Raw genomic sequence first — 20,729 nt, 5'->3', positions numbered from 1 at the left:
ACCCCGACGCCCGCCCCTGCCCAGCCGAGCGCCGCCGCGCCCGCCGCTGCACCGGCCCCGGCCCGCGTGCCGGGCCCGGTCGGCGCGCCGACCCGCGACGGCGTCAAGGTGCATGCCGGCCCGGCCGTACGCCAGTTGGCCCGCGAGTTCGGCGTCGACCTGGCGGCCGTTCCCGGCACCGGTCCGCGCGGCCGCATCCTCAAGGAAGACGTGCAGGCGCACGTCAAGACGATGATGCAGAAGGCCAAGGAAGCCCCGGCCGCGGCCGCGACCGGCGGCGCCGGTATCCCGCCGATTCCGGCCGTGGACTTCAGCAAATACGGCGAAGTGGAAGAAGTGCCGATGAGCCGCCTGATGCAGCTCGGCGCCGCCAACCTGCATCGCAGCTGGCTGAACGTGCCGCACGTGACCCAGTTCGACACGGCCGACATCACCGAGCTGGAAGCCTTCCGCGTCTCGCAGAAGGCCGCCGCGGAGAAGGCCGGGGTCAAGCTGACCCTGCTGCCCCTGCTGCTCAAGGCCTGCGCCTATCTGCTGCGCGAGCTGCCGGACTTCAACAGCTCCCTGGCTCCGTCGGGCACCGCCCTGATCCGCAAGAAGTACGTGCACATCGGCTTCGCCGTGGACACCCCGGACGGCCTGCTGGTGCCGGTGATCCGCAACGTCGACCAGAAGAGCCTGCTGCAGCTGGCTGCCGAGGCCGCCGAATTGGCGGAGAAGGCGCGCACCAAGAAGCTCCCGTCCAACGACATGCAGGGCGCCTGCTTCACCATCTCCAGCCTCGGCCACATCGGCGGCACCGCCTTCACGCCGATCGTCAACGCGCCGGAAGTGGCGATCCTCGGCGTGTCCAAGGCCTCCATGCAGCCGGTGTGGGACGGCAAGGCCTTCCAGCCGCGCCTGACGCTGCCGCTGTCGCTGTCCTACGATCACCGGGTGATCAACGGCGCCGCCGCGGCGCGCTTCACCAGGCGTCTCGGCGAGCTGCTGACGGACATCCGCACCATGCTCCTGTAACGGATAGAGCGCGCCACGCTCTTGCATTTGCGCCCTGCCTCGCCGGCAGGGCTTTTTTTTGCCGGCTTCCCAGGGAGGCATGGCGGCCGGGACGCGGTAGGATGGTGGGCCCAACGCCCGACATTCGCGCAAGGAGAAGTCCCATGGTGCTGCGCTCGCAAATCCTCGCCCACAAACTGGAGCTGCCTACCGCCGAACAGTCGCTGCCGGGACGCGCCACGGCGATGCCGGTGCCGGAGGCGCATTACGTCAACGGCCACTCCCTGACCCCGCCCTTTCCCGCCGGCCTGCAGCAGGCGCTGTTCGGCCTCGGCTGCTTCTGGGGCGCCGAGCGGCGCTTCTGGCAGCAGCCGGGAGTCTGGACCACGGCGGTCGGCTATGCCGGCGGCTTCACGCCGAATCCGACCTACGAGGAAGTCTGCTCCGGCCTGACCGGACATACCGAGGTGGTGCTGGTGGTGTTCGATCCCCAGGTGACCGATTACGAAGCGCTGCTGAAGGTGTTCTGGGAAGTCCACAACCCGACCCAGGGCATGCGCCAGGGCAACGACATCGGCACCCAGTACCGCTCGGTGATCTACTGCTTCGATGCCGCCCAGCGCGCCGCCGCCGAGGTCAGCCGCGAGCGGTTCGCCCGGGAACTGGCCAGGGCCGGCTTCGGCGCCGTCACCACGGAAATCGCCGACGCCCCGCCGTTCTACTACGCCGAGGCCTATCACCAGCAGTACCTGGCGAAGAACCCCGGCGGTTATTGCGGCTTGGGCGGCACCGGGGTGTGCCTGCCGGACTGAAGCGGCGGGGGCGAAGGGATCGGACCTACTCCTCGATCAGCCAATCCAGCTGCCAGCCGCCCTGGCTCTGCGCCAGGCGCTCGGCCAGCCAGGGCAGGAGCTGCCTGAGCTCGTCCTCCAGCCCCCACGGCGGATTGCTGATCGCCAGACCGGAGCCGTTCAGCCGCTGCGCATCGTCGGCCGGATGCACGTAGAGTTCGGCGCGCAGCAGCTTGGGCGCGCCGCTCTTCTCCAGTCCCTGGTAGAAACGCTTGAGCTGGCGCCGATCCTTGATCGGATACCAGATAGCCACCATTGCTTGGCGCATGCGCCCGATCGCCTCTTTCAGCGCCTGCACGCAGCGATCCAGCTCGTCCGCCTGTTCGAAGGGCGGATCGATCAGCAGCAACACGCGCTTCTCCGCGGTCGGCAGCAGCGCCCGCGGCACGTGCCAGCCCTCGCCGCGATGCACCGCCACCCGGCGGTCGCCGGCCATGTTCTCCTTGAGCAGCGCACTGTCCTCGGGATGCTTCTCGTTGAGCTGCAGGCGGTCCTGCGGCCGGCTCAGCCGCCGCGCCAGCTCGGGCGAGCCCGGGTAGTAGCGCAGCTCGCCGTCCGCATTGAGCGCCCGCACCACGCCCAGGTAGTCCTCCAGCAGCGCCGGACGGTCGCCGGCCTGCCACAGCCGGCCGATGCCCTCGCGCCACTCGCCGGTGCGGCTGGCGGCATCGCCGGAAAGATCGTAGAGGCCGACGCCGGCGTGGCTGTCCAGGTAGGCGAAGGGCGCCTCCTTGCGCTCGAGCAGGGCGATCATCCGGGCCAGGGTCAGGTGCTTGAGGACGTCGGCGTGGTTGCCGGCGTGGAAGGCATGGCGGTAATTCATCGAAAGGCTCCTCGCGGGGCGACGGATTCTAGCAGTTCGCCCCCGCCCTGGCGTGGCCGGCAGGCACGCGCAGCACTGGTCGGACAGACCCGTGGACAAGCCGCAATCCATTGAAATAGAAAGGGTCTAGCATAATCCTCAGGGTCTGCGAGGTATTCTTTTGACAGCCCGTCCCGACAATGTGCTAAATGCTTGGCGCGGCATATGCATAAGCCATGGAAATGCCAGTTAGCAGTAGGAGATTTCGACCTTGGATGCCGCGACCGTCAACAACCTGTTTCTCGTCGGCGCGCTGCTGGTAGGCACCAGCATCCTGGTCAGCTCCCTGTCCTCGCGCCTCGGCATCCCGATCCTGGTGATCTTCCTCGCGGTGGGCATGCTCGCCGGGGTCGACGGCATCGGCGGGATCGTCTTCAACGACTACTCCCTGGCCTTCCTGATCAGCAACCTGGCCCTGGCGGTGATCCTCCTCGACGGCGGCATGCGCACCCGAGCCAAGACCTTTCGGGTCGCCCTCTGGCCGGCCATGTCCCTGGCCACTCTGGGCGTGGCCGTCACCGCCGGTCTGACCGGCCTGGCCGCCGCCTGGCTGTTCGACCTCAACCTGCTGCAGGGCCTTCTGATCGGCGCCATCGTCGGCTCCACCGATGCGGCCGTGGTGTTCAATCTGCTCAACGGCAAGGGCCTCAACGAGCGGGTCAGCGCCACCCTGGAGATCGAGTCGGGCAGCAACGATCCCATGGCGATGTTCCTCACCGTGACCCTGATCGACATGCTGGCCCGCGGCGAGACCGGCTTCGGCTGGGAATTCCTGGGCAGCCTGGTGCAGCAGTTCGGCATCGGCATCGCCCTGGGCCTGGGCGGCGGCTGGCTGCTGCTGCAGACGATCAACCGCCTGTCGGTGGCCGACGGCCTCTATCCGCTCCTGGCGGTCAGCGGCGGCATCATGATCTACGCCATCGCCGGGCTGATTGAGGGCAGCGGCATCCTCGCCGTGTACGTCTGCGGCCTGCTGATGGGCAACCGGCCGATCCGCAACCGCCATGGCATCCTGCACATGTTCGACGGGCTGGCCTGGCTCAGCCAGATCGGCATGTTCCTGGTGCTCGGCCTGCTGCTCACGCCCAGCGAGCTGCTGCCGATCGCCCTGCCGGCGCTGGCCCTGTCGCTGTGGATGATCCTCGTCGCCCGGCCGCTGTCGGTGTTCGCCGGCCTGCTGCCGTTTCACGCCTTCCATCTGCGAGAGCGGCTGTTCATCGCCTGGGTCGGCCTGCGCGGCGCGGTGCCGGTGATCCTCGCGGTGTTCCCGCTAATGGCCGGCCTGCCGCAGGCGCAGCTGTACTTCAACGTCGCCTTCTTCATCGTGCTGGTCTCCCTGCTGCTGCAGGGCACCAGCCTGGCCTGGGCGGCGAAAAAGGCCAAGGTGGAGGTGCCGCCGGCGCCCACGCCGATCTCGCGCACCGGCCTGCAGATCCACCCCACCAGCCAGTGGGAGCTGTTCGTCTACCGCCTGAGCGCGAGCAACTGGTGCGTGAGCGCCGCCCTGCGCGAGCTGAAGATGCCCGAAGGCACGCGCATCGCCGCGCTGTTCCGCGGCAAGCAGTTGCTGCACCCGTCCGGCAGCACCCGCCTGGAGGTCGACGACGTGCTCTGCGTGGTCGGCCACGAGCACGACCTGCCCGCCCTCGGCAAGCTGTTCAGCCAGGCGCCCAAGCGCGGGCCGGACCTGCGCTTCTTCGGCGATTTCGTCCTCGAGGGCGAGGCCGAACTGGCGGCGCTCGCCGCACTCTACGGCTTCCGCCTCGACGGGCAGGACGCCGGCCAGTCGATCGGCCAGTTCATCGCCCGGCAGATCGGCGGCCATCCGGTGGTCGGCGATCAGGTGGAATGGAACAGCATGACCTGGACGGTCGCGGCCATGGAGGGCGATCGGGTGCGCAAGGTCGGCCTGAAGTTCCCCGAGGACGGCAGCCGCCCGTCTGTCGGCCTGCAGTTGTGACCGCGTTTATCGGAAGGGGGTGCGACTTTCGCCTTGCCTGTTACACTGTAGCGCTTTTCAGCCGTACGACAGTAGCCATGCCTGCCCTGCACACCCTGATAAGCATCCTCCTGCTCGCCCTCTGCCTGAACCTCCCCACGCTGCAAGCGGCCGAGCCGCCGTCCCGCGACGCCGTGCAGAACAGCCTGGCGAACCTGGCCGACCGCAAGCTGCCGGAAGTCGAAGAGGCTGCCATCCAGCAGTTGCTCGAGCAGACCCTAGGCCAGCTCGACCAGTTGCAGGCTACCCAGCAGCGTCTGGTCGATCTCAAGCGCCTGCTGGCCGATGCGCCCGGCCAGATCGCCGCCGCCCGGCGCGACCTGGCCCGCCTCAGGGAGACCCCGGTCGAGGACATCGCCGTCCGCTACGCCAATACCGAGGTTCCCCAGCTCGAGGAGCAACTGAGCAGCCGCGGCAACCAGCTGTCCGCCTGGCAGGAAGCCAGGGGCGCCGCCAACAGCCGCGCCATCGCCGCCCTGACCCGTCCCGAGCGGGCGCCGCTGGAGATCGGCCAGAACCAGGCGCGCATCCAGCAGATCAACGACACCCTCAAGGCCGACAAGACCGACGGCACGCCCCTGAGTCCTGAGCGGCGCGATCAGCTCAACGCCGAACTCGCCGCACTGCAGGCGGTGAACGAGCTGCGCCGCCAGGAGCTGGCTAACAACAACCTGCTGCAGGACCTCGGCAGCAGCCAGCGCGACCTGCTCGACGAGCGCATCGGACGCATGGAGAAAGACGTCCAGGCTCTGCAGTCGCTGATCAACCAGAAGCGCCTGGCCCAGTCCGAAGCGACCTACGCCGAGCTGTCGCGCAACGCCAACATCAACCATGGCGGCTTGCTGGCCAAGGAAGGGGAGGCCAACCTCAAGCTCTCCAACGACCTGCTGCGCACCACCGACCGCCTCAACGAGCTGACCCAGCGGAACCTGGAGACCAAGCAGAAGCTGGACACCCTCAACCAGAACGAGGAGGCCCTGCACGAGCAGATCGAGGTCCTGCGCGGCAGCCTGCTGCTGGCCAAGATCCTGTTCCGCCAGAAGATGGCGCTGCCGGTGGTCGAGACCGACGCGACCCTGGCCGACAATGTCGCCGACATCCGCCTCTATCAGTTCGAACTGGCCCAGCAGCGCGAGCAGCTGAAGGACCCGGCCGCCTACGTCGACCAGTTGCTGGCCAGCCAGCCGGCAACGGACAGCCAGATCAGCCCGCAGCAGCGCGACGACCTCCTCCAGCTGGTCCGGACCCGCAGCGACCTGATCGAGCAGCTGAACCGGGAACTCAACGTGCTGCTGAACGAAGCCATCACCCTGCAGATGAACCAGCAGCAGTTGTTCGATACCGCCAAGCACCTGCGCACCACCCTGGAGGAGCAGCTGTTCTGGATTCCCAGCAACAAGCCGATGGACCTGGACTGGCTGAAGGCCGCGCCGCGGCAGATCGAACAGCAGGTCGGCCACGTGCCCTGGACGTCCGTCCTGAAGGAGCTGGGCGCCGGCCTGCTCAAGCGCCCGCTGATCTTCCTGCCCCTGCTGCTGATGATGGGCGTCCTGCTCTGGCGCCGCCGCGAGATCACCCAGCGGCTGGCCAAGCTGCACCGGGACGTCGGCCACTACCAGCGCGACAACCAGCTGAACACGCCACTGGCGCTGCTCTTCAACCTGCTGCTGGCCCTGCCCGGCACCCTGTTCCTGGCGCTCTGCGGCTACGCCCTGCAGAGCGACGCGCGCGGCCAGAACGCCTATCTGGGCGCCGCGCTGATCGACATGGCCGCCGCCTGGCTGGTGCTCTACACCACCTACCGGGTGCTCTCACCGGGCGGCGTCGCCGAGCTGCACTTCGGCTGGGCGCGTCCGCAGGTCGCCTTCCTGCGCAAGCAGATGCGCCACCTCGGCCTGGTGGTGCTGGCGCTGGTCGGCGTGGCCGGCTTCACCGAGAACCAGCCGATCATTCCGGAAAACGACGTGTTCGGTAACCTGGTGCTGCTGACCGGCTACCTGATGATGTGCTGGCTGCTGGCCAAGGTCCTGCTGCGCGGACCGGCCAGCGGCAACGCCTCGCCGCTCAGCCTGCTGATCGGCCTGCTGTTCACCCTGCTGCCGCTCGGCATGGTCGTCGCCCTGGGCCTCGGCTACTACTACACCACGCTCAAGCTCAGCGGCCGGCTGGTCGAGACCCTGTACGTCCTGCTGTTCTGGGTGGTGATCGAGGCGACCCTGGTCCGCGGCCTCTCGGTGGCGGCCCGCCGGCTGGCCTATCAGCGTGCCCTGACCAAGCGCCAGACCGCCCAGGCCGACGGCGGCAGCGACGGCGAGACCCCGGAAGCGCCGGTGCTGGACATCGAGCAGGTCAATCAGCAGTCCCTGCGCCTGATCCGCCTGACCCTGTTCGGCCTGCTGCTGGGCTCCCTGTACTGGGTCTGGGCCGACCTGATCACCGTGGTCGACTACCTGGAAACCATCAAGCTCTACCAGTTCAGCAGCGGCTCCGGCGCCACCGCCACCCAGGTGGCGATCAGCCTGCGCGACCTGCTCGCCTCGCTACTGGTCGGCGCCATCACCGTGGTCCTGGCGCGCAACCTGCCGGGTCTGCTGGAGGTGCTGGTCCTGTCGCGGCTGAAGCTGGCCCAGGGCAGCGCCTACGCCGCCACGACCCTGCTCTCCTACGTCATCTACGGCTTCGGCCTGGTGACCTCGCTGTCGATCCTCGGGGTCAGCTGGGACAAGCTGCAATGGCTGGTCGCCGCGCTCTCGGTGGGCATCGGCTTCGGCATGCAGGAGATCATCGCCAACTTCATCTCCGGCCTGATCATCCTCTTCGAGCGCCCGGTGCGGATCGGCGACATGGTGACGGTGAGCGGCGTCAGCGGCTCGGTGAACAAGATTCGCATCCGCGCTACCCACATCCTCGACGCCGACCGCAAGGTGGTGGTGGTGCCGAACAAGACCTTCATCACCAGCCAGCTGACCAACTGGACCCTGGGCGACACCGTGACCCGACTGGTGCTGAAGGTCGGCGTCGGCTACGGCTCGAACCTGGAGCTGGTGCGCAAGCTGCTGTACCAGGCCGCCAACGAGAACCCGCGGGTCATGCACGATCCGGAGCCGCTGGTGCTGTTCCAGAGCTTCGGCGAAAGTACCCTGGACCACGACCTGGTCATCCACGTGCGCGAGCTGGGCGATCGCAGCCGCGCCACCGACGAGATCAACCGGCGCATCGACGAGCTGTTCCGCCAGAACGACATCGACATCGCCTTCCGCCAGGTGGACGTGTTCGTCAAGAACCTGGAAGGCCAGGAAGCGCAGATCGAGCGCGGCGCCGCGGTCCTCGGCGCAGCCGGGGCCGCGGCGGCCGAGTCGAAGAACGCCCTGCCGGGACAGTCCGTCCAGGGCAAAGCCTGATCCGCCGTCGTCCGGGGCGTGTTATGGTGATCTTCCGACGCCGTCAGTAGCGGAAGATCACTGTGAAACGCCTCAACGAACTGACCTTCGACAACCGCTTCGCCCGCCTGGGCGACACCTTCTCCACGACCGTGCTGCCCGATCCAATCGGCGCGCCGCGGCTGGTGGTGGCGAGCGAAGCGGCGTTGGCCCTGCTCGACCTCGATCCGGCCGAGACCCAGGACCCGCTGTTCGCCGAGCTGTTCTCCGGACACAAGCTGTGGTCCAGCGCCGAACCGCGGGCCATGGTCTACTCCGGCCATCAATTCGGCGTCTACGTGCCGCGCCTGGGCGACGGCCGCGGGCTGCTGCTCGGCGAGGTGGTCAACGACGCCGGCGAGCACTGGGATCTGCACCTGAAGGGCGCCGGGCACACGCCCTACTCGCGGATGGGCGACGGTCGCGCCGTACTGCGCAGCTCGATCCGCGAATTCCTCGCCAGCGAGCATCTGCACGCCCTCGGCATCCCCACCACCCGCGCGCTCTGCGTGATCGGCTCGAACACCCCGGTCTGGCGCGAAACCCAGGAGAGCGCCGCCATGCTGCTGCGTCTGGCGCGCAGCCACGTACGCTTCGGCCACTTCGAATATTTCTACTACACGCGCCAGCCGGAGCCGCTGAAACAGCTCGCCGAGTACGTCATCGACACCCACTACCCGCACTGCCGGGAGCAGCCCGAGCCGTTCGCGGCCTTCTTCCGCGAGGTGGTCGAACGCACCGCCTCGCTGATCGCCTGGTGGCAGGCCTACGGCTTCTGCCACGGGGTGATGAACACCGACAACATGTCGATCCTCGGCGCCACCCTGGACTTCGGTCCCTTCGCCTTCCTCGACGATTACGACGCCCATTTCATCTGCAACCACTCCGACTACGACGGCCGCTACTCCTACGAGAACCAAGTGGACATCGCCCACTGGAACCTGACCGCACTGGCCCAAGCGCTGACGCCCATGGTCGGCGAGAAGGAGCTGCGCGAGGGCTTCCGCCACTTCCTGCCGTCGCAGCGTCGCCAATACCTCGAGCACATGCGCCGGCGTCTGGGTCTGCGCCGCGCCGAGGAAGGCGACGACGAGCTGCTCAAGCGCCTGCTCGGATCGATGCAGCGCGGCGGCGTCGACTACAGCCTGTTCTTCCGCCGCCTCGGCGACGAGCCGGCGGCCGCGGCCCTGCGCCGCCTGCGCGAAGAATTCGTCGATCTGGCCGGCTTCGACGGCTGGAGCGGCGACTTCCTCGCCCGCCTCGCCCTCGAGGAGCCCGAGAGCGAAGAGGATCGCCGTACGCGCATGCACACGGTCAACCCCAAATACATCCTGCGCAACTACCTGGCCCAGGAAGCCATCCAGGCCGCCGAACAGGGCGACTACGGCCCGGTTCGCGAACTGCACGCGGTGCTCAGCCGCCCGTTCGACGAGCAGCCGGGCAAGGAAAGCTACGCCGAGCGCCCGCCGGAATGGGGCAAGCACCTGGAAATCAGCTGCTCCTCCTGAGGGTCCGCGGCCGATCCGCCGCACGCCTGCCGCAAGGCGCAGGCCCCGAGGAAAGCTCAGCCCTGCCCCAACCGGCGCAGCGCCTCCAGGCGGAAGGCGATGTTCTGCTCCAGTTCGGCCAGTTGGCGCTGCAGGCGCAGCCGGGTGGGCTCGTCGGCGGCGACGGCCAGCGCCTCGCGCAGTTGCGCGCGTTGCTGGAACAACTCGACCTCGGCCGGCGGCACGCCGGCGCTCTTCAGGATCTGGAAGGCCATACGCAGGCCCGGAGGGGTCTGCAGCCAGGCGGTATCGACTTCCAACGGCTTCCCGCGGCCGGCCGCAAGTTGGCCCGCGACCTCCGCCTCGGCCAGCTTGCGGCCGATTTCGTCCTCCAGGTTGCGCATCGTCTCCTCCACCCCGCTATAGCCACGAACGCCATACTACCCACGAACGGACTCGGACGTTGTCCGCTCAGGCGGCCGGCACCTTCTAGAGCAAAAAAGAATATAAATCTTATAAATCATTCTTTGACCATCTAAGACAGGCATTCTATCGTAAGCCCCTTCGCCTGCGCGCCGACGCCGGGCCGATACCTCACACGAGATTCGCACTGATCAGGTTGCCCATGCTTTCGGACTCGCTTTCGCTCTGGTTCGTCGCCGCCCTGTTGCTCTGGGTTTTGTATGCCTTCGTTCGCGAGAAGTGGAGTCCCGACATAGTCGTGGCCATCGCCGTCGCCGCGCTGCTGGTGACCGAGCTGCTGACGCCCCACGAAGTCCTCAGCGTGCTGTCCAACTCCGCGCCGGTGACCATCGCCTGCATGTTCGTGCTCTCCGCCGCGCTGGAGCGCACCGGCTGCATCGACGCCCTCGGCAACTGGCTGGGCGATCTGGTCGGCGACAGTCCGACCCGCGTGCTCGCCGGCCTGATGCTCACTGCCCTGGCGGTTTCCGCCTTCCTCAACAACACCCCGGTGGTGGCCATCCTCACTCCGGTGGCCATCGCCCTGGCCAAGCGCGCCCACAGTTCGCCGTCGAAGCTGCTGATCCCGCTGTCCTACGCCACCGTGCTCGGCGGCATGCTGAGCATGATCGGCACGTCCACCAACATCCTAGTCGACGGCGTGGCGCGCAAGGCCGGCCTCGAGCCCTTCGGCATGTTCGAGATCACCCCGGCGGCACTGGCTTTCTGCGGGGTCGGCTTCGTCTACCTGATGCTGTTCAGCCGCCGCCTGCTGCCGGACCGCGAGACCCTGTCGCGTCAGCTACGACCGAACGTCGAGCGCACCTTCATGAGCGAACTCCTGGTGCCCCACGACTCGCCGGTGATCGGCAAGACCCTGAGCGAGGCCCACCTGAACGGCGGCAGCGGCTTGCAGGTGCTGAAGATCTTCCGCGGCGACGAGCAGCTCAGCGAGCCCGGTCATGCCACCGTCCTCGCCGCCGGCGACCTGCTGCTGCTGCACGGGCACGTCAAGGATGTGGTGGACCTGCGCCAGAACGGCCACCTCGCCTTCAACCGCGGCGAGGACTTCGAAACCGTGGTCGACCACGACGTGATCCTCGCCGAGGCCATCGTCGGACGCAATTCGCGCTACAGCCACCGGCCGATGCGCGATCTCGACCTCACCCCGCGCTACGGCATCAACGTGCTCGCCGTGCATCGCCAGGACGAGAACGTGCAGAGCAACCTGGACGATTTCCAGCTGCAGTTCGGCGACGTCATGCTGGTGGAAGGCACTCCGGCGCAGATCCGCCGCTTCGCCGAGAACGGCGATCTGATCAGCCTGAACGCGGTGCAGGAGCGCGCCTATCGCCGCGACAAGGCGCCCATCGCCATCCTCGCCACCCTGGCCGTGGTGATCCTGTCCGCCTTCAGCTTCATGCCCATCGAGGGCCTGGCGATCATCGCCGGCGCGGTGGTGCTGGGCACCCGCTGCCTGGACGTGGAGGACGCCTACAAGGCGGTGGACTGGAAGGTGCTCAGTCTGATCTTCGGTATGCTGGCGATCAGCATCGCCATGGAAAAGGTCGGCCTGGTCGACCTGGTGGTGAACCACACCATGGCCGCCCTGCCCGATGCCAGTCCGCTGCTAATGCTCGGCTTCGTCTACCTGCTGACCACCATCCTCACCGAGATCCTCTCCAACAACGCCGTGGCGGTGCTGGTGACGCCGCTGGCGATCGGCATCGCCCAGAACCTCGGCCTCGACCCGCGGCCCTTCGTGGTCGCGGTGATGTTCGCCGCCAGCGTCAGCTTCGCCACGCCGATCGGCTACCAGACCAACACCTTCGTCTACAACGCCGGCGGTTACCGCTTCAGCGACTTTCTGCGCATCGGCATTCCACTGAACATCCTGATGATGATCGTCGCCATGCTGGTGCTCCCTATGGTCTGGCCGCTGCACGCGGCCTGATCCACCCGGCCATGCCATAAGTCATTGACCGGATCGATCCGCTTTTCCATGCTTTCGGTTTTCCCGAACTGCCTTGCAGGAAAGCCCCATGAAACTGGAAACCCTGGCCATCCACGCCGGCTACAGCCCCGATCCGACCACCAAAGCGGTGGCCGTGCCGATCTACCAGACCACGTCCTACGCCTTCGACGACACCCAGCACGGCGCGGATCTGTTCGATCTCAAGGTGCCAGGCAACATCTACACGCGAATCATGAACCCCACCAACGACGTGCTGGAAAAGCGCGTCGCGGCGCTGGAGGGCGGTGTCGGCGCCCTGGCGGTGGCCTCGGGCATGGCGGCGATCGCCTATGCCATCCAGACCCTGGTCGAGGTCGGCGACAACATCGTCTCGGTGGCCAAGCTCTACGGCGGCACCTACAACCTGTTCGCCCACACCCTGCCGCGCCAGGGCATCGAGGTGCGCTTCGCGCCCCATGACGACATCGCCGCCCTGGAAGCGCTGATCGACGACCGGACCAAGGCGGTATTCTGCGAATCCATCGGCAACCCGGCGGGCAACATCATCGACCTCTCCGCCCTGGCCGACGCCGCACACCGCCACGGCGTGCCGTTGATCGTCGACAATACCGTGGCCAGCCCGGTGCTGTGCCGACCGTTCGAGCATGGCGCCGATATCGTCGTGCATTCGCTGACCAAGTACATGGGCGGCCACGGCACCAGCATCGGCGGCATCGTGGTGGACTCCGGCAAGTTCCCCTGGGCCCAGCACAAGGACCGCTTCCCCCTGCTCAACACCCCGGACCCGTCCTACCACGGGGTGACCTACACCGAAGCCTTCGGGGCCGCCGCCTTCATCGGTCGCTGCCGGGTGGTACCGCTGCGCAACATGGGCGCGGCGCTGTCGCCGTTCAACGCCTTCCTCATCCTGCAGGGACTGGAAACTCTGGCGCTGCGCATGGAACGGCACTGCGAGAACGCCCTGAAGGTCGCCGAGTTCCTGAAGGGCCACGAACAGGTAGCCTGGGTGAAATACGCCGGCCTGTCCGATCACCCGGAACATGCCTTGGCCCAGCGCTACATGGGCGGGCGGCCGGCGTCGATCCTCTCCTTCGGCATCCGCGGCGGCCTGGCGGCCGGGGCGCGCTTCATCGACGCGCTGAAACTGGTGGTGCGCCTGGTCAACATCGGCGACGCCAAGTCGCTGGCCTGCCACCCGGCCTCCACCACCCACCGCCAGCTCAACGCCGAAGAGCTGGAAAAGGCCGGCGTGCCGCAGGACATGATCCGCCTGTCGATCGGCATCGAGCACATCGACGACATCCTCGCCGACCTGATCCAGGCGCTGGAAGCCGCCAAGGGCTGAGCGCCGCGCACCTGAGCCGCGCGTGCCCACGCTCCCGCGTGGGCATGCCGCCCCACCTTGATATCCCCGCCGCCGGCCCCACACTAGGGAAACAATCCCGTGGAGCCCGCCCATGACCGACACCCTGCTCATCCCCTGCCCGCACTGCCACAGTCTCAACCGCATTCCCGCCGACCGCCTGGGCGATGCGCCACGCTGCGGGCGCTGCAAGGGCGCCGTGCTGCCCGGCAAACCCTTCGCCGTCGACGGCGCCGGCTTCGCCGCCCAGCTCAAGGGCGACCTGCCGCTGCTGCTGGATGTCTGGGCCGACTGGTGCGGCCCGTGCAAGGCCTTCGCCCCGGTATTCGACCAGGCGGCCGGCGAGCTGTCCGGACGGGTGCGCCTGGCCAAGCTGGACAGCGAGGCCGACCAGCAACTGGCCGGCCAGCTCGGCATCCGCTCCATCCCCAGCCTGATCCTGTTCAGGAACGGCCGGGAAGTCGCCCGCCAGAGCGGCGCCCTGCCGCTGCCGCAACTGCTCGCCTGGCTGCGCCAGCAGGGGATCTGAGCCGGCGATCGCACGAGTCCCTTTGCCGCAGGTCAAGGCTGCGTCGCGGACTTGCCACCAGACTGAAGGCCACACAAGGGAGACATGCCATGGTCAAGCACATCCTGATCGCTCACGATCTCAGCCTGGAAGCCGATATCGCCCTGCGTCGCGCCGTACAACTGGCCAGCCAGCAACAGGCGCGCCTGACCCTGCTGCACGTGGCGGCCAGCCAGCCATCTCCCGCCTCTCTGGCCAAACTGCGTAGCGCCTGCGAAGAGACCCTGGCCAAGCACCTGCGCGAATATCCGGTGCCGGATGCGCAGCTGCGCCTGGAAGTGGGCCATCCGGCGGAGCTTATCCTGCAGTACATCAGCCTCGGCAACTGCGACCTGCTGGTCCTCGGCAGCCATCACCGGCGCGCCGCCCAGGGCTTCGCGGGGACCACCCAGGAGCGTATCCTGCAAGCCAGCCTGATTCCGGTGTTGCTGGCGATCGACGCGAGCGGCGCCCCCTACCTCCGCGCGCTGGTCGCGGTGGATTTCTCCCCCTGCGCCACCCGCGCCTTGCGCCAGACCTGGCAGCTGCTCCCGCCCGGCGCCCGGATGCACGTCCTGCACGTACACGAGATGGCCGAAATCCATGCCCGGGAAGAGACGGAGGACACCGCCATGCAGCAGGCCCTGTTCGAACAGTACATCGCCGACGAAAGTGCTGCCCTACCGCCGCGCGCCGTCCAGCTCAGCCACGGTTTCCGCGTCGGCGAGCGCTACCGGTGCCTGGACGAAACCTTGGACAGCGAGCGCCCGCAACTGCTGGCGCTCGGCGGGCATAGCCGCGATGCACTGAGCGAGAAGCTGCTCGGCAGCCTGACCCACAGCTATCTCGAGCAGCCTCCCTGCGATCTGCTGGTCGTGCGCTGAGATCCGCGGCTGCGCGCCTCACGCCTGCAGGTGATCGTGCAGCTGGACGAACTGCCGGGTGAGCTTGTGCCGTGGGTCGAAATGGATCAGCGGCATGCAGGCCTGATGGGACTCGCGCATCCTGATCGAGCTCATCAGTTGCACCGGCAGCACCGGCAGGCCCTCGGCGAGCATCTCTTCGATCATCTGCTGGGGCAGGCTCGCGCGCGGCTGGAACTGGTTGACCACTATGCCCTCGACCGCCAGGTCCTCGTTGTGGTCCTCGCGCAGCTCGTCGATCTCGGCGAGCAGGCCGTTCAGGGCCTGGCGGGAGAAACTGTCGCAATCGAAGGGAATCAGGCAGCGGTCCGAAGCGATCAGCGCCGATACGGTGTAGAAATTCAGCGCGGGCGGCGTATCCACGTAGATGTGCTCGTACTCGTCGTCCAGATCCTCGAGCAGCCGGCGCAGCTTGTTGATCTTGTGCTTGGCCTCGAGCTTGGGCTGCAACTCGGCCAGCTCCGCCGTGGCAGTGATCAGGTGGAGGTTTCGGTAAGGAGTCTCCTGGATCGCCACCCTGTTCTTCTTGCCGGCCGCCCCGGGCGACAGCACCTGCTTGAAGAAATCGGCGATGCCGAGCGGCACGGTGTCCCCGGTCAGGCCGGTGAGATAGTGGGTCGAGTTTCCCTGGGCATCGAGATCGATCAGCAGGGTGCGATATCCCTGGGCTGCACTCACCGCCGCCAGATTGCAGGCGATGCTGGACTTGCCCACCCCGCCCTTCTGATTGAACACCACGCGCCGCATGCCGATTCCCTCCCGTGCCGCCTTCGACGAAACCACACTCTATACCCGTTGCAGCACCCAACCCACTGATTTTATGGGATTCAGCCGCCGACTCAGGCACGCGTCCCGGCTTCCCGCGTGACCAGGTCGACGAAAGCCTGCGCCAGCGGCGAATGCTCCCCGCTGCGCCGCACCAGCCAGACGGCGGTGGTCGCCCCCGGATCGAGCAGGGTGCGATAGACCACGCCGTCGATTCGCATGCGCCGGAACGAGGCCGGCAGCACCGAAACCCCGAGACCGGCAGCCACCAGGCCGATGATGGTCAGCGACTCGTTGGCCTCCTGGGCGATCCGCGGGCTGAAGCCGGCCTGACGCGCCAGGCTGATCAGCTGGTCATGCAACCCCGTGCCATGGTTCCGGGAAAAGTAGACGAAAGGCTCATCGGCCAGCGCCGCCAGCTCGAGCCCGTCGCTGGGCGCGCCGGCCAGCGGGTGGCCGGCGTGCAGCAGCGCCACCAGCGGCTCGTTGAACAGCTCCACCGCCTTCAGCCCCTGCGGCAGGGTCAGCGGCCGGATCAAGCCGACCTGCAGGGATTCGTCCTCGAGCGCCTCGGTCACCTCCCGACTGCTCATCTCGTGCAGATCCAGGTGCACTTCGGGATAGGCCTGGCGGAAGGCCAGGATCGCCCGCGGGATGGTCGAGGTGAAGGGCGCCGAGGAGGTGAAGCCGATCTTCAGCTCGCCCAGTTCGCCCAGCTGCGCCCGCCGAGCCACATCCACCGCCTTGTCGACCTGGGCCAGCGTGCGCCGGGTCTCTTCGAGAAAGAGCCGTCCGGCCTCGGTCAGCGCCACACGGCGGTTGGTGCGCTCGAACAGGCGCACACCGAGTTCCTGCTCGAGCGCCTGGATCTGCTGGCTCAGCGGTGGCTGGGAAATGCCCAAGGCTTCGGCCGCGCGGCCGAAATGCAGTTCCTCGGCGACGGCGACGAAGTAACGCAGATGACGTAGTTCCATGCCTTCCAATCATTCGCAAAACATATCAAATATGTCGAATAATATATTGGAAAGATTAAATCAAGCCCCCTATTCTGTCGCTATAAAGCCAATGAATCAGACATCCACGCCCTGTTTCGAACCCGAACGGCGCGCGTGACGGGCAGCTTTTGCCCGAAAAAAACCGACAGAATCAAGGATGCCCGAATGGACCAGAACGTTTCGCCCTCGCGCCGCGAGCTACTCCAAGACGACGAGGAGCCTGCCCCCAGCCTGCCCGTGGAGACCTTCACCGAGAAGGGCACCCGGCAATTCCTTCGCACCTCCCTGGCGCTGTTCTCCGGCGGCTTCGCCACCTTCGCCCTGCTCTACTGCGTGCAGCCGATGATGCCGCTGTTTTCCAGGGCCTTCGGCCTCAGCGCCGCCCAGAGCAGTCTGGTGCTCTCCGTCTCGACCATCGCCATGGCCATCGGCCTGCTGATCACCGGCCCGATCTCCGATGCCGTCGGACGCAAGTCGGTGATGGTGATCTCCCTGCTCGCCGCCGCCCTGTTCACCCTCGGCGGCGCCCTGATGCCCAACTGGCACGGCGTGCTGCTGATGCGCGTGCTGGTCGGCCTGTCGCTCAGCGGTCTGGCCGCGGTGGCCATGACCTACCTTGCCGAGGAGATCCACCCCCAGCATCTCGGCCTGTCCATGGGGCTGTACATCGGCGGCAATGCCATCGGCGGCATGAGCGCGCGCCTGGTCAGTGGCGTGCTGGCGGACTACGTCGACTGGCACGCCATCCTCGCCCTGCTGGGCGGCACAGCCCTGCTCGCCGGCCTGCTGTTCTGGCGTCTGTTGCCGGATTCGCGCAACTTCCGTCCGCGCCCATTGCGACCGCGCAGCCTGCTCCAGGGCTTCAGCATGCATTTCCAGGATGCTGGGCTGCCCTGGCTGTTCCTCCAGGGTTTCCTGCTGATGGGCAGTTTCGTCACCCTCTACAACTACATCGGCTATCGCCTGCTGGCCGCGCCCTTCAACATGAGCCAGACCCTCATCGGCGTGCTCGCGGTGGTGTACCTGTCGGGGATCTACAGCTCCGCGCAGGTCGGCGCCCTGGCCGACAAGCTGGGCCGACGCAAGGTGTTCTGGGCGGTGATCCTGCTGATGCTGGCCGGCCTTGCGCTGACCCTGTTCGATCGCCTGCCGGCCGTGCTGATCGGCATGCTGCTGTACACCTTCGGCTTCTTCGGCGCCCACTCGGTGGCCAGCAGTTGGGTCGGCCGCCGTGCCACGCAAGCCAAGGGCCAGGCCTCGTCGCTCTACCTGTTCAGCTACTACCTCGGCTCCAGCATCGCCGGCACCCTGGGCGGAGTGTTCTGGCGCATCGCCGGCTGGGATGGCATCGGCCTGTTCCTCGGCTCGATGCTCTCGATCTCGCTGCTGGTGGCCCTGCATCTGACCCGGGTGCCCGCCCTGCCCGGCAATCAGCTGCGTCACGCGCACTGAGCGCACCGGACAGCAAAACGCCCCGCAATGCGGGGCGTTCTTTTTGGCGGCGGGAGCGACCCGACTTACTGGTGGTACTGCGCAGACAGCTCGTGCACCGCCTCGATGAACACGCCGGCATGGGCCGGGTCGACCTCCGGCGTGATGCCGTGGCCGAGGTTGAAGACGTGCCCGGGGCCCCGTCCGTAACGGGCCAGGATACGTCCGACCTCGGCGCGGATCGCGGCCGGGTTGGCATAGAGCACGGTCGGGTCCATGTTGCCCTGCAAAGCCACCTTGTCACCGACCCGGCGGCGCGCCTCGCCGATGTCGCAAGTCCAGTCCAGCCCCAAGGCCTCGGCGCCGGTCTCGGCCATGGCCTCCAGCCACAGGCCGCCGTTCTTGGTGAAGAGAATCACCGGCACCCGGCGCCCTTCGTGCTCGCGGATCAGGCCGTGGACGATACGCTCCATGTAGAACAGGGAGAACTCCCGATAGGCCGCATCCGACAGGCTGCCGCCCCAGGTATCGAAGATCTGTACGGCCTGGGCTCCGGCGCGGATCTGACCGTTGAGGTAGACGGTCACCGCCTGGGCCAGCTTGTCGAGCAAGGCGTGCATGGCTTGCGGGTTGTCGTAGAGCATCGCCTTGCACTTACGGAAGTCCTTGGAGGAGCCGCCCTCGACCATATAGGTGGCCAGGGTCCAGGGGCTGCCGGAGAAGCCGATCAGCGGCACTCGGCCATTCAGCTCACGACGGATGGTGCGCACCGCGTCCATCACGTAGCCGAGGTCCTTCTCCGGATCGGGGATCGGCAGGGCATTGATGTCGGCGGCGCCCTCGATGCGCTTCTTGAAGCGCGGCCCCTCGCCGCTTTCGAAGTACAGGCCGAGCCCCATGGCATCGGGAATGGTGAGGATGTCGGAGAACAGGATCGCCGCGTCCAGTGGATAACGCTCCAACGGCTGCAGGGTCACTTCGCAGGCCAGCTCGGGGTTCATGCACAGGCTCATGAAGTCGCCTGCCTTGGCTCTGGTCGCGCGGTATTCCGGCAGATAGCGGCCAGCCTGACGCATCATCCACACGGGCGTGACGTCGACGGGTTGCTTGAGCAGGGCACGCAGGAAGCGATCGTTCTTCAAAGCAGTCATGGCAAAGTCCCAGCAAAAAAGTGCCGACATTTTCGCAAAGCCCGACACAAAAGGCACGGCGAGCGCTGTGCCTTTTGTCCTGGGTCTTGATGCAGGTCAGCCAGGCGGGCAGCCCAACCATCTCTATATGGTCCGCCATATATAGCCCGATCCACTACTCCGCTGAAAATGCAACAGGCGTGGATATCCATGCGATATACGCTCAGCCCAGGATAATAACGTTAACCGGCACATCGGTTTGACAGGCTCTTTCGCATATCAAAGGGCAAGAACAAGTCTAAGACCGGAAAACGCAGGACTTCATTTTCCTCATCAGGCTTATTCCCTTGGCCTGCCCCGCAAGCGCTCATGCAATAGCCAACAAAACCGCCGCATTAAATCACCCTGCCCCGCACGGCAAAACCTAACGAATCGAATGGCCAACACATAGCTAGTTTTCTCCACTGCCCACATCAATTAACAACAATATAAAGTGACTAATAAGACTTCATCCCCCAGATAGTTCGACTACCTTTAATCACTGAAGCACATACCTGTGCCCGGCTAATGCCGGCCCACACGTCTGGCAAAGATGATGCACATCAAAGAGATAAGCACGGGAAAGAGCCAAAACCCGAGACCTTGACGCAAATCAAAAAGCGCCTGCGTAAAAAGCACTACGGCATAGCGTCAACGACGCCAAGTTCAGTCATTCAAACAAATCGAGCCGGTGATCTTTTATTGAGTTACGTCAAAACGGAGCGGCCCCAGAGAACTAACATCAACACCACTAAATAAAGAATTAAATGGCTTACTGGAGCACAACATGCGCAAGTCCCTGATCATCCCGTCCTTGCTGGCCTTGGGGGTAGCTGCCCCTGCGGTGCACGCCCACGAGGCGGGCGACATCATCGTCCGGGCGGGCTCTATCTGGGTTGTCCCCGACGAGGATAGCCAGCGCCTCAAGATCAATGACGGGTCCGTTTCTGGCACCAAAGCCACGGTGGGTAGCGACACCCAACTGGGTTTGAACTTCGCCTACATGCTGACCGACCACTTCGCGGTCGAGCTGCTGGCGGCGACTCCCTTTACGCATACCGTGGGTGTCAGAGGACTTGGAGCACTTGATGGCAAGTTGGCGGACGTCAAACAGCTGCCCCCGACCCTGAGCTTGGTCTACTACCCGCTGAAGAGCAGCTACGCCTTCCAACCTTATGTCGGCTTCGGTGTGAACTACACCATGTTCCTCGGCAACAACCTGACCGGCGAGCGCCACGCACAAGGCTTCAGCAACATGCACATGTCCAACTCGTGGGGTTGGGCTGCGCAATTCGGTGCCGATTACATGCTGACCGACAGCATCATGGTCAACGCCCAGGTTCGCTATATCGATATCAGCACCCAGGCCAGGGTTCATCTAGGGGCGAATGAGGTCAAGGCCGACGTGAATATCGACCCGTGGGTCTACATGGTCGGTCTCGGCTACAAATTCTAAGCCGGTCCTCATGGAACGTGTAAAACAGG

Annotated in this window: 16 protein-coding genes; 11 read left to right on the top strand and 5 right to left on the bottom strand. The window is 66.2% G+C overall.

Features of this window, described 5'->3' with window-relative positions:
- Both ACFOJE_RS06180 and msrA read left to right on the top strand, forming a co-directional pair.
- Window positions 1-1,017: 2-oxo acid dehydrogenase subunit E2 (locus ACFOJE_RS06180; RefSeq protein WP_377813413.1), on the top strand; the 1,017-nt coding region annotated here is incomplete at its 5' end.
- A 143-nt stretch (window positions 1,018-1,160) separates the two neighbouring features.
- Window positions 1,161-1,808, top strand: coding sequence for a peptide-methionine (S)-S-oxide reductase MsrA (msrA, locus tag ACFOJE_RS06175; protein WP_377813412.1), 648 nt, complete (start codon window positions 1,161-1,163; stop codon window positions 1,806-1,808).
- Between the two features lie 25 nt (window positions 1,809-1,833).
- Here the strand turns inward: msrA and ACFOJE_RS06170 are convergent, their stop codons facing one another.
- The gene (locus ACFOJE_RS06170; protein WP_377813411.1) at window positions 1,834-2,670 is read right to left on the bottom strand and encodes a 23S rRNA (adenine(2030)-N(6))-methyltransferase RlmJ; all 837 of its coding nucleotides are present in this window, start codon (window positions 2,668-2,670) and stop codon (window positions 1,834-1,836) included.
- A 250-nt stretch (window positions 2,671-2,920) separates the two neighbouring features.
- On the opposite strand from ACFOJE_RS06170, the gene ACFOJE_RS06165 reads away from it, so the two are divergent.
- The 3 genes from ACFOJE_RS06165 (at window position 2,921) to selO (ending at window position 9,635) form a co-directional block, all read left to right on the top strand.
- Window positions 2,921-4,669 (top strand): potassium/proton antiporter, encoded by a 1,749-nt coding sequence (locus ACFOJE_RS06165; protein ID WP_377813410.1) that lies wholly within the window; start codon window positions 2,921-2,923, stop codon window positions 4,667-4,669.
- 77 nt (window positions 4,670-4,746) lie between these two features.
- Window positions 4,747-8,109 (top strand): mechanosensitive channel MscK, encoded by a 3,363-nt coding sequence (gene mscK, locus ACFOJE_RS06160; RefSeq protein ID WP_377813409.1) that lies wholly within the window; start codon window positions 4,747-4,749, stop codon window positions 8,107-8,109.
- Window positions 8,110-8,171: 62 nt separating this feature from the next.
- Window positions 8,172-9,635 carry a protein adenylyltransferase SelO gene (gene selO, locus ACFOJE_RS06155; RefSeq protein ID WP_377813408.1) on the top strand — a complete coding sequence of 488 codons (1,464 nt, stop codon included), beginning with the start codon at window positions 8,172-8,174 and terminating at the stop codon, window positions 9,633-9,635.
- Between the two features lie 56 nt (window positions 9,636-9,691).
- Here selO and ACFOJE_RS06150 read toward each other — a convergent pair whose 3' ends face one another.
- Window positions 9,692-10,018: a DnaJ family domain-containing protein gene (locus ACFOJE_RS06150; RefSeq protein WP_377813407.1), complete on the bottom strand. Its 327-nt coding sequence runs from the start codon at window positions 10,016-10,018 to the stop codon at window positions 9,692-9,694.
- Between the two features lie 221 nt (window positions 10,019-10,239).
- Between ACFOJE_RS06150 and ACFOJE_RS06145 the strand changes: the two genes are divergently transcribed.
- The 4 genes from ACFOJE_RS06145 to ACFOJE_RS06130 all read left to right on the top strand — a co-directional run bounded on the left by ACFOJE_RS06145 (window position 10,240) and on the right by ACFOJE_RS06130 (window position 14,845).
- Window positions 10,240-12,030 carry an SLC13 family permease gene (locus ACFOJE_RS06145; protein WP_377813405.1) on the top strand — a complete coding sequence of 597 codons (1,791 nt, stop codon included), beginning with the start codon at window positions 10,240-10,242 and terminating at the stop codon, window positions 12,028-12,030.
- Window positions 12,031-12,118: 88 nt separating this feature from the next.
- Window positions 12,119-13,396, top strand: a complete 1,278-nt coding sequence (locus ACFOJE_RS06140; protein WP_377813404.1) for a bifunctional O-acetylhomoserine aminocarboxypropyltransferase/cysteine synthase — start codon at window positions 12,119-12,121, stop codon at window positions 13,394-13,396.
- A gap of 112 nt (window positions 13,397-13,508) precedes the next feature.
- On the top strand, window positions 13,509-13,943 hold the full coding sequence (gene trxC / locus ACFOJE_RS06135; protein ID WP_377813403.1) for a thioredoxin TrxC: 435 nt from the start codon (window positions 13,509-13,511) through the stop codon (window positions 13,941-13,943).
- Between the two features lie 89 nt (window positions 13,944-14,032).
- A complete protein-coding gene (locus tag ACFOJE_RS06130) occupies window positions 14,033-14,845 on the top strand; it encodes a universal stress protein (RefSeq protein WP_377813402.1) in 813 nt (270 codons plus the stop codon).
- Window positions 14,846-14,863: 18 nt separating this feature from the next.
- Here ACFOJE_RS06130 and ACFOJE_RS06125 read toward each other — a convergent pair whose 3' ends face one another.
- Both ACFOJE_RS06125 and ACFOJE_RS06120 read right to left on the bottom strand, forming a co-directional pair.
- Window positions 14,864-15,631, bottom strand: a complete 768-nt coding sequence (locus tag ACFOJE_RS06125; protein ID WP_377813401.1) for a ParA family protein — start codon at window positions 15,629-15,631, stop codon at window positions 14,864-14,866.
- A gap of 92 nt (window positions 15,632-15,723) precedes the next feature.
- Window positions 15,724-16,623 carry a LysR family transcriptional regulator gene (locus ACFOJE_RS06120; protein ID WP_377813400.1) on the bottom strand — a complete coding sequence of 300 codons (900 nt, stop codon included), beginning with the start codon at window positions 16,621-16,623 and terminating at the stop codon, window positions 15,724-15,726.
- A gap of 186 nt (window positions 16,624-16,809) precedes the next feature.
- Here ACFOJE_RS06120 and ACFOJE_RS06115 point away from each other — a divergent pair, with 186 nt between their 5' ends.
- Window positions 16,810-18,096: an MFS transporter gene (locus tag ACFOJE_RS06115; RefSeq protein WP_377813399.1), complete on the top strand. Its 1,287-nt coding sequence runs from the start codon at window positions 16,810-16,812 to the stop codon at window positions 18,094-18,096.
- A gap of 65 nt (window positions 18,097-18,161) precedes the next feature.
- On the opposite strand, the gene hemE is transcribed toward ACFOJE_RS06115, so the two are convergent.
- Entirely contained in the window at window positions 18,162-19,226 is a 1,065-nt protein-coding gene (hemE, locus tag ACFOJE_RS06110; RefSeq protein WP_377813398.1) for a uroporphyrinogen decarboxylase, read from the bottom strand.
- Window positions 19,227-20,031: 805 nt separating this feature from the next.
- Here hemE and ACFOJE_RS06105 point away from each other — a divergent pair.
- Window positions 20,032-20,700, top strand: coding sequence for an OmpW/AlkL family protein (locus ACFOJE_RS06105; protein ID WP_377813397.1), 669 nt, complete (start codon window positions 20,032-20,034; stop codon window positions 20,698-20,700).
- Window positions 20,701-20,729 lie beyond the last annotated feature (29 nt).

Source organism: Azotobacter bryophylli (assembly GCF_042643485.1).
In the GTDB taxonomy this organism is placed as follows: Bacteria; Pseudomonadota; Gammaproteobacteria; order Pseudomonadales; family Pseudomonadaceae; genus Azotobacter; species Azotobacter bryophylli.
This window is presented reverse-complemented; position numbering and strand designations above follow the sequence as displayed.